Source organism: Hymenobacter saemangeumensis, from assembly GCF_039541835.1.
Lineage (GTDB): Bacteria > Bacteroidota > Bacteroidia > Cytophagales > Hymenobacteraceae > Hymenobacter > Hymenobacter saemangeumensis.
The window spans coordinates 13484-29030 of record NZ_BAABGZ010000015.1 but is presented as its reverse complement, the minus strand read 5'-3'; the positions used below and the strand labels follow the sequence as shown (position 1 = coordinate 29030).

Here is a 15547-nt window from a genome sequence, read left to right as displayed (position 1 = left end):
CTGCTAATGAGCTTTCGCTTTTTGGATGGGTTTAAAGAGCGTTTTATAGCCCTGTACAAAGCTGGTAAGAAAGCAGAAGCCGAGCAGGTGCTAAAAGAGTGGGAGCAGCAGCAGCCCAACGACCCGGAGGCCTACATCATGCGCTTCAACCTGCTGGTGATGGAAGCAGATTACCTGAAAGAGAATTCCGGGGACGGTGCCGTTACGATATTGACCGAGCAGGAGGCCGAGAAGGCCCTGAAGAAGGGAGAAATACAGCGGCAGGCCGATTCCACCAAGGCGCAGATGCAGCGGGCCTATCGCCTGATGCGCCTGGGCTCGGCCCGGCTGCGGGAGGGCATTCGGCTCGCGCCCGACCGCCTGGATATGCGCTTTGGGCTGGCCATGACCTACCAGAACTGGGACGAGCCGACTGCCCAGGTACAGGTATTAAAAGAAGCGCTGGCCGACCGGGCCCAGAGCGGCAAGCCCTGGCTCTGGCGCGATGGGCTGCCCTTGCCCGAGCCCGAAGCGAAGTTTCTGCCGAAAGCACTGGAAGGATATGCTAACCATTACTGGGTGGAAAAGCCCCTGGTGTTGCCGCAGGATATGCGGCCCCGCGACGAAAAAAAAGCCAAGGAGTACGGCCGGCAGCTGGCCGAGCTAATTAAAACCCACTACCCGCAAAGCTCGCTGGGGCCGTTTAACCTGGGCGTGTATTACCAGCTAAACGAAAAATGGGCTCCGGCGGCAGCGCAGATGAAGCAGGCGGATGCCCTGGAGCCCAACGACCCTTATACTGTGCTGGCCCTCACCCGTATCGCGGTTGAGCTCAAACAAAAGAAAGAGGCAATGACTTACCTGGCGCGGCTGAAAGCCATGCCCGACATGGAGAAAGAGGTTGCCAACTATACCCAGAAAATTCAAGCACTGCGCTAAATGAACATCCACCCCAAAGTCACCCCCATCTACCAGACTTCGGTTTTTAAGTTCGGCTCCCTGGCCGAGCTGGAAGAATATTACACCGCCCCCAGCCACAACGGGCGCTACTGCTACTCCCGGGCCGAAAACCCCAACACCGACGAGCTGGTGAATGAAGTAGCCCGGCTGGAAGGCGCGGCGGGTGGGGGCGTGGCCACCGGCTCGGGCCTGGGCGGGCTGCTGGCGGCCGTGGCGGCTACCTGCCAGGCCGGCGACCACATCCTCTGCCCTGAAGAGCTGTACGGGGGCTCGGTGGTGCTGCTCACCCAGGAGATGACCCGCTTGGGCATCAGCACCGACTACGTGCCGCTGGCCGAGCTCTACGACCTGGGCCGCTGGGTGAAGCCCACCACCCGGCTGGTGCTGGCCGAAGTGCTGAGCAACCCCCTGCTCACGGTGCTCGACGGCCCCCGGCTGGCAGCTGCCTGCAGGGAGCAGGGCGTAAAGCTGCTTATCGACAGCAGCTTTACCTCGCCCATCCTGACCAGGCCCCTGAGCTGGGGTGCCGCTATGGTGTGGCACTCGGCCACCAAGTACCTGGGCGGGCACTCCGACGTGATGGCCGGCGTGGTGGTTGCTGCTGACGAAGCACTGGGCCACCGCCTGCGGCAGGTAGGCACCAACCTGGGCCTGACGCTGGCGCCCATGGAAAGCTGGCTTACGGTACGGGGCCTCAAAACCCTGCGCCTGCGCATGCGGCAGCACTCGGAAAATGCCCTGGCCGTGGCCCGCTTCCTGGCGGCCCACCCGGCCGTGGCCCAGGTGTATTACCCCGGCCTGGAAACCCACCCCGGCCACGACCTGGCCCAGGCGCAGCTGCTAAACGGCTTGTTTGGCGGGATGATGTCGGTACGCCTGCACAACGATACAGCCGAGGGCGCCGACGCCTTTTTCCAGCGCACCCAGCTGTTTCCGCTGGCACCCTCGCTGGCCGGCGTGGCCTCCTCCTCCTCGTACCCGCTGGGCACCTCGCACCGGGGCGTGCCCGGGGAGCGGCGGCAGGCCCTGGGCATCACCGCCGGCCTTATTCGCCTGAGCGTGGGGGTGGAGGAAGTGGAGGAGCTGCTGGCGGATTTGGGCCAGGCGCTGGGAGGTTGAAAAGAGTCAGGGATGAGTATCAGGTAAGTACACGCAGTGGCCTGCCGGGCAATTATGTTTATCTTCACCAGTGTAAACTTCTTACCTGCCAAAGCTATGCGGACTACTGGTGCTTACTTGCTTTGGGCGGGCTTGCTGCGAGTTTTCGTTGGGGCTACGCAAGCGCAGCCAATTGGCGTAATGGCGGTGTCGCCAACGGCCAATCAAGGGAGTGTACCACGCAATAGTCCGGTGACGGCTACGTGCAGCCAGCCCTTGCAGGCCAGCTCGGCCGCGGCGCTCCGGGTGTTTTCGGCCCAACGCGGAGGGCTGGTTACCGGCCCTGGAAATACAGTAAGTGTAAACGGCAGCACCCTCAGCTTTGCCCCTGCTGTGAGCTGGCAGGCTGGCGAAACGGTGCAGGTGGCACTTACTTCGGCGGCCCAGACGGCCGGTGGACAAGCCCTGGCTGTGCCACGGGTCTGGCAGTTTACGGCCGCGGTGAGTCCTCAAAGCCCAGGCACCTTTCCCGGCGGCGGCAGCACCCTGAACATGAGCGGTGGCAGCAACCTGACCGATGTGGCCCCGGCCGATGTGGACGGGGATGGTGACCTGGACTTATTAACGCTCAATGAAACCGACCAGCGGGTGGAGGTAAGCATCAACCTGGGTGGGGGAGCCTTTGGAGTTGGTATGACAGTACCGCTTTTGCGCTGGCCGCGGGCCTTGGCGGTGGGCGATGTGGATGGCGACGGTGACCTGGACTTCGTCGTACCCTACTTCCAGCCCTCCCTGAACCACAACATTGTGAGCGTACACCTGAACAATGGACAAGGGACTTTCAGCCGCGGTGCCGACCTAATCCTGGACTACGAGCTGGTGCATGTGGCCCTTGGCGATGTAGACGGCGATGGGGACCTGGATATGGTAGTAGCCAAATACCTTTCTTCGAACACCGTATACGTCCGTTTCAACAACGGAGCAGGAGTTTTCTCCGGTGGCTCCCAATTGAATAGTGTTGGCGCTAATCCCTACCATGTGGTATTGGGCGACATCGACAACGATGGCGACCTGGACCTCGCCGTGACCAACTTTTTTCAGCCAGGTTCGGGTAACGTCACTATTTATCGCAATAATGGAAGCGGCGTGTTTGCCATTTCTTCCAATGTGGTAGTAGGGGCTTACCCGACTTCCTCAGCGCTGAACGATATCGACCACGACGGTGACCTTGATTTGTTGACTATTGCTGCCGGCTCCAACACGCGGGTAGTTGACCTGCGGCTGAACGATGGCACCGGTCAGTTTGGCGGTGGCTATTCGTTGCCCGTATCAGGCGGCATTCGCAGCATGAGCTTGGGCGACGTAGACGGCGATGGCGACCCGGACCTGTTGCTGGGCAGCAGTCGGCCCCTAGTTCCGCCTCCGCCACCCAATTTCAGTCCCATAATTGGTACGGTGGAGTTGTATAAGAATGACGGGGCAGGCACGTTCGGCCCGGTACATGCGGTGATGGACGTGGGCAATACCTATCCCATCCAACTGGTAAATGCCGACATGGACGGGGATGGTGACCTTGACTTTATTGCTGTTGGCACCAATGTGGGATTTGGACAGGTTGTAATGCGCCTTAATGGAGGCACCGTGGCCGCTACTGGCCATGCAGGCTTGGCTGAGCAGCTTGTGGTGCATCCTAATCCGGCTCATCACCGGTTTGCATGCTCACTGCCCGCTGTTTCCGGCGCCAAAGCGGCCACTCTTATCCTTCGCAACGCCCAAGGGCAGGTAGTGAAAAACAGCTCGTGTCTGCTGCCCGCTACCACGGCCGAAATGAGCGTGGCTGATTTGGCTCCGGGCCTGTACCTATTGCAGGTGCAGGTGGGAAAGCTTTCCACTACGCGGCGGCTGGTACTGGAGTAATACGGGGCTCGGGTGTCGCACATTACAGGCTGTACCTCGAAGCAGACAAGTTCGTAGGCTGGCAGGTGAAACTGGATAGTTTTGTTTTCCACGGGTTCGCCGAAAGCAGGTAGCCTTTTTTGTTCGTTTTTCCTCGCCTCAATCACCTGTAAGCCATGCAACAGAACCTGCAACTAACGCCGGCCCAGCGCCGGGTAGAGCTGGCCCGCCCGTGGGTGCTGCTGGCCAGTTATGGCACGGCGGCCTGGCTGGGCTGGTGGTGGCTGGCCGTGCCGCTGGCCGTGCTCACCTGCCTGGCCGCCTTTGTGCAGATGCACGACGCCATGCACAACGCCCTGGGCCTGGCCAAACCCGCCAACAAGCGGGTGCTCACCCTGAGCGGCCTGCTCATCCTGAAAAGCGGGCACGGCCTGCAGGTAACCCACCTGCGCCACCACGGCCGCTGCCTCACGGAAGACGACCCCGAGGGGGCACCGGCTACCTGGAGCTTTTCGCGGGTGCTGTGGCAGGGCCCCTGGCATACCCTGATGCTGCGCCGCGAAGCCCTGCGCATTGCCCCCGGCACCCGCCGCATTCAGCTGATGGAAACGGCGCTGACGGGCCTGCTGCTGCTGGCCTTTGTGGGGCTGTACTGGCTTACCGGCTCCCTGCTGGGGCTGGTGTACTGGGGCGTGGCCTTTTTCATGAGCATCACCATGCCCATCTGGGCCTCCTACATTCCGCACCACGTGTCGTCGCGCAACCCCGTGGCCCGCACGGCGGCTGCCCTGGCCCAGGCCTGGACGCCCATCACGGCCTCGTTTGCCTTTCACCACCTGCACCACCACTACCCCCGGGTGCCCACGGCCCTGCTGTACCGCGCCGCCCGGGAGCTGCCCCCGCCGCCCGAGGAAGAGCACCATCATTAAGCACTGCTGCTCGTGGTGTCGCCGCTCGCCAGTCGCGCTAGCCGGCCGTAACGCTGCCGGCAGTGCTCAACAACAGCAGCTTGGCCTGGTTGATGAGGCGGCTGCGGGTTTCCTGGGCTTTGCGCGACTCGGTGGAAGGTGCCCAGAAGTACACGCGCACGGTGAGGCTTTCGTCGTTGAGCTCCTCAATTACGGCCGAAGGAAGGAAGCCGGCCTGGTTCAGCACCAGCGGCTCGCGGCGCACCTGGTCGAGCAGCTGCTGCATGAGGAGCTCGGCATCGGCGGTGTTGGGGAGCTTCACGGCAAAGTCGAGGCGCATCTGCCCGTCGCGGGTGTAGTTCTGCACGGGCTCCTTCAGCACCATGGAGTTGGGAATGTAGATGTCCTTGCCCTCGGCGGTCTTGATGCGGGTGGTGCGCAGGTTCAGCTCCAGCACCTTGCCCTTCATGTCCTTAATCTGAATGCTGTCGTTGATGTTGAAGGGCCGGTTGAAGGCCAGGATAACGCCGGCCAGGAAGTTCTCGGCAATGTCCTTGAAGGCAAAGCCCACCAGGAAAGCCGATAGGCCCAGGCCGCCCAGCAGGCCGCCTACCACCCCCGAGAAGCCCATAATCTGCAATGCCAGCAGCAGGCCGCCCAGCACCAGCAGCCAGCGGCCTACCTCGGTAAGGAAGTTGGTGAGCAGCGGGTCGGCGGCGTGTGCCTGCAGCCGCACGGCGAGGTAGGCGCGCAGGCGCCCGGAAGCCACCCACACAAGGGCCAGTACCACCGCCGCCGCTAGCAGCCGCGGTAGCAAGTACAGGAACTGCATCCAATAGCTGTGCGCGACGTTGCTGAGCTCTTCAAGCATAAAACAAGGGTTGCGAGGATAAAGAACCGGCCGCCACCGGCCAGAAGCCGCCAGCTGCCAGCCGGCCCGGCAAAGGAAGAAGTGCAATAATACTGCAAAAGCGGGGGCTGAAAGGGAATTGCAAGCCTAACCCTGCCCGGGGCAGGACGGCAACCCGCCAGCCCCGGTAGCGCGTAGGGAAGGACTTTAGCTTTCAGCACCTGTCCGCTTTCTCAACCTTGCTTCTATGCACCGCCGGCCATACACCCTGCACTTCGACCCCAAGCTCAGCCTGAACGCCGAGGAAAAACACGTCCGTGACGGATTGTCGGCCGTGCTGCTCACCGGCGACAACCTGTGGGTGAGCTGCGACGAGCGTACCAGCGTGGAGCGTCTGCGCCGTACCGGTCCCCACAGCTTCGGCGAGCACTGCTCCTACGAGCTGGCCGACCTGCTGGACTTGCCGGACGATGCCGACTCAGAGATTGACATCGAAGGCATGGGCCATGCCAACCATTACCTCTGGATTGTAGGCTCGCATAGCCTGCGCCGCAAAAAACCCGATAAAAAGGGCAAAGATGCCGAGGCGCAGATTGCCCGACTGGCAGAAGTGAAGGGAGAGCCCAACCGCTACCTGCTGGCCCGCATTCCGCTGCTGCAGAATGAGAAAACCGGCGACTTCGAGCTGCACAAAGCCGCGCCTCACCCGGAGAAAAAAGGCCACATGCTCCGGGCCGCTCAGCTGCACGGCAACGGCAAAGGCAACGAGCTGCTGGACTTGCTGGCCGACGACCCGCATATCGGCCCCTTTCTCACCATTCCCGGCAAAGACAACGGCTTCGACATCGAAGGCCTGGCAGTAACCAACAAGGGACAGGTGTTTGTGGGGCTGCGCGGCCCCGTGCTACGGGGCTGGGCCCTGGCCCTGGAGCTGTACCCCGAAGAAGACAAGCACGGGCAGCTGCGCCTGGGCAAGGTGAAGGGCGCCGCCCAGACCTACTACCGCAAGCACTTCCTGGACCTGCGCGGCATGGGCCTGCGCGAAATGCGGGAATGTGGCCCCGACATGCTGCTGCTGGCCGGTCCCACCATGGACCTCGACGGTACCATTGCCGTGTACCGCTGGCCCGGAGCCACCAGGCTGACTGCCGACAGCCTTATCCCGGCCGATAAGCTGCAGCGCCTGTTCGACGTGCCCCACGGGCACGGCCCCACCGCCGGGAAAGACCGCGCCGAAGGCATGGCCCTGCTCGACGAGCGCCATATTCTGCTCACCTTCGACAGCCCGGCCGACAGCCGCAAGACCGGCGACAACCAGGCAGTAGCCGATTCTTTTTTGCTGCCGGAATAAGAGTTTCGTCCTGCTGTTACACAGGCGGTGAAAATGGCGCGGGTACGACCCCGCGCCATCACGTTCTTACCGCGTAACATCAGTTAAGCGTTAAAAAGCCCGCCGGATTAATGCCAGCGGGCTTTTTAAAATTCAACTTTTAACCGAATTACAGCTTGTCCGACACCTGGTCGGAAATCTGGCGGCCGGTGCGCAGGGCGTGAAACTCGGCCTGCTGGGTGCGAATGGTCAGCTTGTCGTCGAACGACATATTGGGGCGCAGCTGCTCGTAGCGGGCGTTGAGGCTGGCCAGCACCGAGCCCGCCAGGGCCCAGTCGCTGGGCCGCCAGCCCTGCCGGGTACTGCGCACCTTATCCATGAAGCGGCCGTAGGCGTCGAGCAGGGCCGGTGCGGTCATGTTGGCCACGGCCGTCTTCCGCCCCAGGAAGGTCGAAATCTGAGCATCGGTGGCCCGTACGTCGGCGGCCTCACTGGCCGGGGCTGGGGCCGGGCGGCTGGTGGTGCCGCTGGGCACGGCGGCCGGCGTGGTAGCCCGGCCTGCCACCGAAGGCGTAGCGGCAGTGCCGCCGGGCATGGTGTAGGTGCGCGTGGTGCGGCGGACGACCTTGCCCGTGGCGGGGTCCAGGTCTTCGGTGGTTTCGGTTACCACAGCGCCGGGTGGGGGCGGCGTAGCTGTGTCGGAAGTAGACGCCTGAGCCAGGGCGCCGAGGGGAAATGCCAGGAGCAGAGCAGCAAAAAAGCGCGAGCTAGTCATTGGAAATACGGAATGGTTGGGCCTTTAACGAAGAAATAGCGAAAATCGACGTGTGGACGCATCTGCAAAACCATGCCATTTCCTGGCTGAGGGCAGCCGCGCCCAGCTGGTGCTAGCGTACTACTTCCCGAATGCCCTCGGCCACCCGCAGCAGGTCGGCCTCCGTCATGGCTGTGCCGCTGGGCAGGCAGAGGCCTTGCTCAAACAGTCCGGCGCATACCTCCCCGCCGTACATGGGGGCCTGCTCGTAAAGCGGCTGCAGGTGCATAGGCTTCCAGAGCGGGCGGCTTTCTACGTTATGGGTTTCCAGGTGCAGGCGCAGGGCCTCGGGGGTACAGGATGTTTCGGCCGGGTTCAGCAGTACCGTTGTCAGCCAGCGGTTGGAGCGGCTGCCGGGCAGCTCCGGGGCGGGAGCCAGGCGCAGGCCGGGCAGGCCGGCGAGGTGTTCCTGGTACCAGGCAAAAATTTCGCGGCGGCGCTTCACCCGGTCGTCCAGCAGCTCCATCTGCCCGCGGCCAATGCCGGCCAGGATGTTGCTGAGCCGGTAATTGTAGCCCAGCTCCGAATGCTGGTAGTGCGGCGCCTCGTCCTTGGCCTGGGTAGCCAGGAAGCGGGCTCTGAAGGCTAGTTCGGCGTCGTTGGTAACCAGGGCGCCGCCCCCGCTGGTGGTCAGAATCTTGTTACCGTTGAAAGAGAAAAGGGCAATCTTCCCAAAGGTGCCCAGCTGCTGTTTGTTGAAGCAGGAGCCCAGGGCTTCGGCGGCATCTTCCAGAATAGGAATGTCGAACTCGGCCGCAATGGCCAGGATTTCGGGCAGGCGGGCCGGCATGCCGTAGAGGTGGACCAGCAGCAGCACTTTGGGCTTGTTGCCTTGAGCAATGCGGTCCAGGATGGCCTCGCGCAGCCGCTGCGGGCACAGGTTCCAGGTATCGGGCTCGCTGTCGACAAATACCGGCGTGGCGCCCAGGTACAGGATGGGGTTGGCGGTGGCCACGAAGGTAAAGGAAGGGCACAGCACCTCGTCGCCGGGCCCAACGCCCAGCAGCAGCAGCCCCAGGTGAATAGCCGCCGTACCCGACGACAGCGCCACGCAGTAGGCGGCGCCGGTGTACTGGCAGATATCCGCCTCAAAGCCCGTGAGGTTGGGCCCAATCGGCGCTACCCAGTTGTCCTCAATGGCCTTGTGTACATAGTTAAGCTCATGCCGGCCCAGGTGAGGCGGGGAAAGGTAGAGGCGGTCGTAATCCTGGCTGCGCATGGTTTTAATTAATAATTAGTAATTAATAATTAATAATTAAGAATTGCGGCTTGTGCCCTTGCAGGGTCTGGGCAGTGCTTTTTCGACGAGCTAATCATTATTAATTAATAATTATTAATTGCTAATTAGCCAGCGCTCTCGCCGGTACGCCCACCGCCGTAATTCCACCCGGCAGGTCGCGCACGGCTACGGCGCCAGCGCCCACAATGGAGTCGGCGCCCACCTGCACGCCCTGAATCACGGTGGCATTGGTGCCCAGGTACACCCCGGCGGCGAGGTGGGCCGCACCGCCCACGTTGGCGTGGGGCATCAGGGAGCAGAAGTCTTCCAGCACGGCATCGTGGCCGATAGTACAGCCCAGGTTAAGCAGCACAAAGCGGCCCAGGCTGATGTCGGTAGTCAGGATGCAGCCCTGCTGAATAATGCAGCCCTCCCCCAACGAAACCTGCTGGTAGCTTTCCAGCGCCACGGCCGGGTGCACCAACACCGGGAAGTGCAGCAGGGGCGAGGTAAGCCGGGCCCGCAGGGCGCGGCGGCTGGCGCTGCCGCCCACGGCCAGGGCCACGTGCAGGGGCTGGGCGGTGGCGTTCAGGTCGGCTGAAGTGCCCAGGTAGGGCAGGCCGGCAATGCTAGCCTGCCGGGGCGCCGCGTCGTCGTAGAACCCCCGCAGGTCCCAGCCGGGTGCGGCCCCGGCTTCGTTGAGCTGGCGAACCAGCACGGCAACTTCGCGCCCCAGGCCACCGGCGCCCACAATTACCAGGGGGCGGGCGGCTTCGGGCTGGTCGTACTCAGAAAAGAACAGTTGGGTCATGCCAAAGGAGTAGGAGAGGGGGGCGTGCTGCCCATGAATCGGGTGGCGGGCGCGTCGGCACCGGGCGGCCGCCGGGAGGAAAAAAGCTGGCGTAGCGTCATCCCTAGGATGCGTACGTCGAGCGCCCAGCTGCGGTGGGCCACGTACCAGCTGTCGAGCGTAAATTTCTCGTCCCAGCTCAGGGCATTGCGGCCGTGCACCTGGGCCCAGCCCGTAATGCCGGGCCGCACCAGAAAGCGGCGCTTCTGCTCCGCCGTGTACAGGGGCAGGTAGTCGTGCAGGAAGGGGCGCGGGCCCACCAGGCTCAGCTCGCCGCGCAGCACGTTCCAGAGCTGGGGCAGCTCGTCGAGGCCGCTGCGGCGCAGCAGGCGGCCCAGGCTGGTGAGGCGCTCGGCATCGGGCAGCAGCTCGCCCCGCGCATCGGTGGCCTGCGTCATGGTGCAGAGCTTGAGGATGTAGAAGGGCTGCTCGCGGTAGCCGGTGCGCAGCTGCCGGAACAGCACGGGTCGCAGGCCGCCCAGCCAGGCCGCGCCGGCTGCCAGCGCCAGCAGCGGCGCCAGCAGCAGCAGCCCCAGCGCTGCCGCGCTCAGGTCGAAGGCCCGCTTGCTAAGCTCATACATCGGCCGTGCTCAGCCGGAAGCCGCTTTTGAGAAGGAATCGGTCGTTGGTGGCCACGGCCCGGAAGGCGCGGCGGCCGTGCAGCACCTGGTCGTCCCACCAGGCTACGGCCTCGCTCGGGGCCAACGGCAGGGCTACCTCGGCCGGCGTGTTGCTGATGTGCTCCAGCAGAAACTGGCGAAACTCGGCGGCCAGGGCGTGGGCTTCGGCACTTTCGGCGGGGTCTACGCAGTGGTAGTTCCAGTTCAGGCGCAGGCCGGCGGGCGTATCGGCAATGATGGGCAGGGTGCGGGAGTCGCCGGCCTTGGCAAAGCGTACGGGGCGGTTGAGCAGGCGGGTCGCCAGGTCAGGGCTTTTGGCCTGCAGCTGCTGCCAGAGCACGTCGGCGTCCACGAAAGTCGTTTCGCCACCCTCCGGGGCCTGCACCAGGCAGTGCATAAACATCACCTCGGCCGGCTCGCTCAGGTACGACTCGTCGGTGTGCAGGGGCTGGGCGTTCTTGCTGAAGCGGTAAGCCGCGTCGTCGGGAATGGCGGCGTCGTAGCGCACCTCAATCCACTTCTGTCCGCTGCGGATGCTGCCCTGGGCATAGTCCTCATCCAGGTGCAGGCACTGCCCGGTGACTTCGGTCAGCTCATCATAAAAGGCCGCCCAGTCCCCGGCCGGCACATGAGCAGCCAGCCCCCGCAGGTACACTACTTTTGCCGAGCCCAGGGCTGCCCGCAGCGCTTCCGCCACGGCGGGCAGCGGCTGCCCGGGAAGAATGGTGAGGGTAGTGATGAATGACATAATAAAGACAGTGAACAGTGACCAATGAACAGTCAGCAGAACGGTTGATTTAACTGTTCCCTGCTAACTATTCGCTGCTCACTTGACAAAATTACCAGTTCTTATGCTCAGTTTCCCCAATGCCAAGCTAAACCTGGGGCTTTACGTCACGGCCCGGCGGCCGGATGGGTTTCATACGCTGCAAACGGCCATGGTGGCCTTGCCCTGGTGCGACGCGCTGGAGATAGTGCCGGCCGCGGCCGGGCAGGCCAGCCACCTGGCCCTCACGGGCATTCCCATTCCCGGCGACCCCGGCACCAACCTCTGCCTGCGCGCCTACGAGCTGCTGCAGGCAGATTTTCCGCAGCTGCCTCCCATTCAGATGCACCTGCACAAGGTGGTGCCCATTGGGGCGGGGCTGGGCGGCGGCTCCGCCGACGCAGCCTTTGCCCTGAAGCTCCTCAACCAGGTATTCGAGCTGGGCCTGGCGGGGGAAGCGCTGGAAGACTACGCCCGCCGCCTGGGGGCCGACTGCGCCTTTTTCATTCGCAACCAGCCCGTGCTGGCGGTGGAGCGCGGCGACGTATTCGAGCCCCTGGCACTCAACCTGAGCGGCATGCCCTGCAAGGTGGTGTACCCCGGCCTGCACATCAGCACCGCGGAGGCCTACCGGCGCGTGACGCACCGGCCGCCCCGCCACGACCTGCGCGAAGCCCTGGCCCAGCCCCTGGAAACCTGGCGCCATACCATCAGCAACGACTTTGAGGATGCCCTCACGCCTTACTACCCCGTGCTGGGCGACATCAAGCAGGCGCTGTACGCGGCCGGTGCGGCCTATGCCAGCCTCTCGGGCTCGGGCTCGGCCGTGTACGGACTGTTTCCGGGCCTCGAAGCGGCCCCCGCGCTAGGGGTTCAGGGGGACTACCTCGTCTGGGACGGGCTGCTTTGAGCCGTGCAGGCGCTGCAGGCGGCGCTCATCCCAGCGGGCTACCACGGGGTGAATCAGCACGCTGACCAGGATAACCACCGTGCCCAGGTAAAAGCCCGGCGACATGCGCTCCCTGGCGCCAAAGATGAGCACGGCCAGCACGATGCCATACACGGGCTCCAGGTTGGTGGTCAAGTTGACCACGAAGGCCGACAGGCGCCGCATCAGCTCCACCGACACGGAGAAGGCGTACACCGTGCACACCCCGGCCAGCAGCAGCAGCCACAGCCAGTCGTAGCCCTGCCAGCCCAGCTGCAGGCCCCGCCCCTCGGAGAAGTAGCGGCTATAGAAAGGCAGAAACAGCGCAATGCTGAGGCAGGCGCCGGCCATCTCGTAAAACGTCAGGCGCAGCGGCGAATGCTGCTGTACCAGCCGCGAGTTCAGCACGCTGAACAGGGCCGAAAGCCCCGCCGACAGCACGGCCACGGCCAGGCCCAGCAGCTGGTCGAACTCCGCCTGCGACACCAGGTACAAACCGACCATGGTGAGCATGCCCAGCGCTACTTCGTAGCCGCGCACCTTGCGCCAGAGCAGCAGCGGCTCCAGCAGCGAAGTCCACAGCGCCAGCGTGGCCAGCCCCGCCAGGCACACGCTCACGCTCGACAGGCGGGCCGCCAGGAAAAAGGTAATCCAGTGCGTAGCCACCAGCACTCCAATGCTCAGCAGACGGGCGGCCTGCCCCGCCGGAATGCGCCAGCTTTGCTTGCGCGCCAGCAGCAGCACCCCCAGCCCCAGCACCGCCAGCAGCGTGCGCCAGAACACCAGCTCTACCGGCGGCACCGTCAGCAGCTTGCCCAGAATGGCCGTGAAGCCCCACAGGAGCACAATGAAATGAAGCTTGAGGTAATCCTTAACCAATGGGCGAATGGATGAATGGGGTGAATGGGTGAATGGAGAGAATGACGGTAATGAGCAAAGGAGGAAATGTCAATTTTCATTCACCCATTCACCCATTCACCCATTCACCCATTGTTACTTCGGCACAAACCGGTACAGGGCCAGCCCAATCCCGCTGAAGACGATGGTAGGCACCCATGCCGCCAGCAGGGGCGAGAGGCTGCCCACCTGGGCCAGGTTGCGCGAGAGCATGACGAAGATGATGAAGATGAAGGCCAGCACAAAGCCCAGCGCAATCTGCCCGCCCACGCCGGCGCGCGACTTTCGGGCGCTGAGGATGACGCCAATCAGGGTGAGCACCACGATGGCAAAGGGGTAGGAGTACCGCTCGTACTTCTCGCTCAGATACAGCTGGGTGTCGTCGGCCCCGCGGTCTATCTTCTGCTGAATGAAGTCGTTGAGCTGAGGCAGCGTCATGGTCTCGGCCAGCTTAAAGGTGCTGGCGAAGTCCTTGGGGAAGAGGTTCAGAGTGGTGTCGCGGGCCGGAAACGACTCCAGCCGCTCGTTCTGGGGGCCAATGAAGGTGCGTACCACCTGCGGCGACATGCGCCACACCTGCTTGGTCGAGTCCCAGCTGATGGCGTCGGCCGTGAGGCGGCGGCGCAGCACCGTGCCGTCGATGGTTTCCAGGGCGAAGCGGCTGCCGATGTTGTGCACGTTGTCGTAGCTCTCCAGAAACACGTAGCTGCGCGGCCCAATCTTGATGTGAATGTTGCGCCCCTGAAAGCGGAACGGGTTTTTTACGTAGGTGCGCTCAAACTCCACCCGCGACTTGTTGCCAATGGGCAGCACCCAACCGATAAGAATGAAGATGAGCAGCCCCACCACCGCGCCGCCCACTGCGTAGGGCAGCAGCAGGCGCCGGAAGCTCACGCCCGAAGCCAGAATGGCCACAATCTCGGTGCGGGCCGCCAGCTGGGCCGTCACGAACACCACCGCAATGAAGATGGTGATGGGCGAGAGCAGGTTGGCGAAGTAAGGAAACAGGTAGAGGTAGTAGCCGAACAGAATCTTCGACATCGGCAGGTTGTGCTGAATGAAGTCGTCGTTCTTTTCAGTAAAGTCAATCACGCAGATAACCGACACCAGAATCACCACCGTGAAAAAAAACGCGGCGAGGAATTTCTTGATGATGTACTTGTCGAGCAGTTTCACGGGGGGGGGCAATTATAAATTTTGAATTATAAATTATAAATGAGGAGGCTAGCTCATTGAGCAAGGAGACGCTTTGAACGCCCATTTATAATTTTTAATTTATAATTCATAATTACAATCTAGTCATTACCTGCTTCACCATCTTCTCCTTCCAGGGGCCAAACGTGCCGCCCAGGATTTCCTTGCGGGCTTCTTTCACCAGCCAGAGGTAGAAGGCCAGGTTGTGGGCCGAGGCCAGCTGCGGGCCCAGCATCTCCTTGCTCTGGAACAGGTGGCGCACGTAGGAGCGGGAGTAGAACGTGCTGGCCGGGCCCTCCAGGGCCGCGTCGATGGGCTCGAAGTCCAGCTCCCACTTCTTGTTGGTGATGTTCATAATGCCCTGCGTGGTGAACAGCATGCCGTTGCGGGCGTTGCGGGTCGGCATCACGCAGTCGAACATGTCCACACCCAGGGCAATGTTTTCCAGGATGTTGGCCGGCGTACCCACGCCCATCAGGTAGCGGGGCTTGTCCGCCGGCAGGATGTCGCACACCAGCTCCGTCATCTCGTACATCAGCTCGGCGGGCTCGCCCACGCTCAGGCCGCCGATGGCGTTGCCCTCGCGGCCCTGGGCGGCAATGAACTCGGCCGACTGCACCCGCAAATCCTTGAAGGTGCTGCCCTGCACGATGGGGAACAGCGTCTGGGAGTAGCCGTACAGGCCCTCGGTGCTGTCGAAGCGCTGTATGCAGCGCTGCAGCCAGCGGTGTGTCATATCGAGGGAGCGGCGCGCGTACTGGTACTCGCAGGGCCAGGGCGTGCACTCGTCGAAGGCCATGATGATGTCGGCCCCGATGACGCGCTGAATGTCCATCACGCCTTCGGGCGAGAACAGGTGCTGGCTGCCGTCGATGTGGGAGCGGAACTTGACACCCTCCTCCTTGATTTTGCGCGTACCGCTGAGCGAGTAAACCTGGTAGCCGCCCGAGTCGGTGAGAATGGGCCGGTCCCAGCCGTTGAAGCGGTGCAGGCCGCCGGCCTGGCGCAGCACGTCCAGCCCCGGCCGCAGGTAGAGGTGGTAGGTATTGCCGAGAATAATCTGGGCCTGAACGTCGGTTTTCAGCGTTTGCTGCGACACGGCTTTAACCGTGCCCGCCGTACCCACCGGCATGAAAATAGGCGTTTCAATAGCCCCGTGGTCGGTCTGGATAAGGCCCGCCCGGGCTTTGCTGGCCGGGTCCTGGGTAATGAGGTCGAAAGTCATAATAGGTCGTAAC

Annotated in this window: 15 protein-coding genes; 6 read left to right on the top strand and 9 right to left on the bottom strand. The window is 63.0% G+C overall.

Going from position 1 to position 15547, the window contains the following annotated elements; all coding sequences use genetic code 11:
- The first annotated feature begins 6 nt into the window (after positions 1-6).
- The 4 genes from ABD919_RS07640 (at position 7) to ABD919_RS07625 (ending at position 4862) form a co-directional block, all read left to right on the top strand.
- Entirely contained in the window at positions 7-918 is a 912-nt protein-coding gene (locus ABD919_RS07640; RefSeq protein ID WP_345235366.1) for a tetratricopeptide repeat protein, read from the top strand.
- On the top strand, positions 919-2058 hold the full coding sequence (locus tag ABD919_RS07635; protein WP_345235364.1) for a trans-sulfuration enzyme family protein: 1140 nt from the start codon (positions 919-921) through the stop codon (positions 2056-2058).
- Positions 2059-2112: 54 nt separating this feature from the next.
- Positions 2113-3954: an FG-GAP-like repeat-containing protein gene (locus ABD919_RS07630; protein ID WP_345235362.1), complete on the top strand. Its 1842-nt coding sequence runs from the start codon at positions 2113-2115 to the stop codon at positions 3952-3954.
- Positions 3955-4109: 155 nt separating this feature from the next.
- Complete coding sequence (locus tag ABD919_RS07625; protein WP_345235359.1) at positions 4110-4862, top strand: fatty acid desaturase; 753 nt, start codon at positions 4110-4112, stop codon at positions 4860-4862.
- 37 nt (positions 4863-4899) lie between these two features.
- Here the strand turns inward: ABD919_RS07625 and ABD919_RS07620 are convergent, their stop codons facing one another.
- Complete coding sequence (locus ABD919_RS07620) at positions 4900-5712, bottom strand: mechanosensitive ion channel family protein (RefSeq protein ID WP_345235357.1); 813 nt, start codon at positions 5710-5712, stop codon at positions 4900-4902.
- Positions 5713-5938: 226 nt separating this feature from the next.
- Between ABD919_RS07620 and ABD919_RS07615 the strand changes: the two genes are divergently transcribed.
- Positions 5939-7042 carry a DUF3616 domain-containing protein gene (locus ABD919_RS07615; protein WP_345235355.1) on the top strand — a complete coding sequence of 368 codons (1104 nt, stop codon included), beginning with the start codon at positions 5939-5941 and terminating at the stop codon, positions 7040-7042.
- A 148-nt stretch (positions 7043-7190) separates the two neighbouring features.
- On the opposite strand, the gene ABD919_RS07610 is transcribed toward ABD919_RS07615, so the two are convergent.
- The 5 genes from ABD919_RS07610 to ABD919_RS07590 form a co-directional block, all read right to left on the bottom strand.
- Positions 7191-7796 carry a hypothetical protein gene (locus tag ABD919_RS07610; RefSeq protein ID WP_345235353.1) on the bottom strand — a complete coding sequence of 202 codons (606 nt, stop codon included), beginning with the start codon at positions 7794-7796 and terminating at the stop codon, positions 7191-7193.
- 112 nt (positions 7797-7908) lie between these two features.
- Entirely contained in the window at positions 7909-9054 is a 1146-nt protein-coding gene (locus ABD919_RS07605) for a DegT/DnrJ/EryC1/StrS family aminotransferase (protein WP_345235351.1), read from the bottom strand.
- Between the two features lie 121 nt (positions 9055-9175).
- A complete protein-coding gene (locus ABD919_RS07600) occupies positions 9176-9865 on the bottom strand; it encodes an acetyltransferase (RefSeq protein ID WP_345235350.1) in 690 nt (229 codons plus the stop codon).
- Positions 9862-10485, bottom strand: coding sequence for a sugar transferase (locus tag ABD919_RS07595; RefSeq protein WP_345235348.1), 624 nt, complete (start codon positions 10483-10485; stop codon positions 9862-9864). The genes ABD919_RS07600 and ABD919_RS07595 overlap by 4 nt, the downstream gene beginning before the upstream one ends.
- The gene (locus tag ABD919_RS07590; RefSeq protein WP_345235346.1) at positions 10478-11272 is read right to left on the bottom strand and encodes a TauD/TfdA family dioxygenase; all 795 of its coding nucleotides are present in this window, start codon (positions 11270-11272) and stop codon (positions 10478-10480) included. The genes ABD919_RS07595 and ABD919_RS07590 overlap by 8 nt, the downstream gene beginning before the upstream one ends.
- A gap of 103 nt (positions 11273-11375) precedes the next feature.
- Between ABD919_RS07590 and ispE the strand changes: the two genes are divergently transcribed.
- A complete protein-coding gene (gene ispE / locus ABD919_RS07585) occupies positions 11376-12200 on the top strand; it encodes a 4-(cytidine 5'-diphospho)-2-C-methyl-D-erythritol kinase (RefSeq protein WP_345235344.1) in 825 nt (274 codons plus the stop codon).
- Here ispE and ABD919_RS07580 read toward each other — a convergent pair.
- The 3 genes from ABD919_RS07580 to tgt form a co-directional block, all read right to left on the bottom strand.
- The gene (locus tag ABD919_RS07580) at positions 12156-13097 is read right to left on the bottom strand and encodes a DMT family transporter (RefSeq protein ID WP_345235342.1); all 942 of its coding nucleotides are present in this window, start codon (positions 13095-13097) and stop codon (positions 12156-12158) included. The genes ispE and ABD919_RS07580 overlap by 45 nt on opposite strands.
- Before the next feature lie 114 nt (positions 13098-13211).
- Positions 13212-14291, bottom strand: coding sequence for an LptF/LptG family permease (locus tag ABD919_RS07575; RefSeq protein ID WP_345235340.1), 1080 nt, complete (start codon positions 14289-14291; stop codon positions 13212-13214).
- A 112-nt stretch (positions 14292-14403) separates the two neighbouring features.
- Entirely contained in the window at positions 14404-15534 is a 1131-nt protein-coding gene (tgt, locus tag ABD919_RS07570; RefSeq protein WP_345235338.1) for a tRNA guanosine(34) transglycosylase Tgt, read from the bottom strand.
- Positions 15535-15547: the final 13 nt, after the last annotated feature.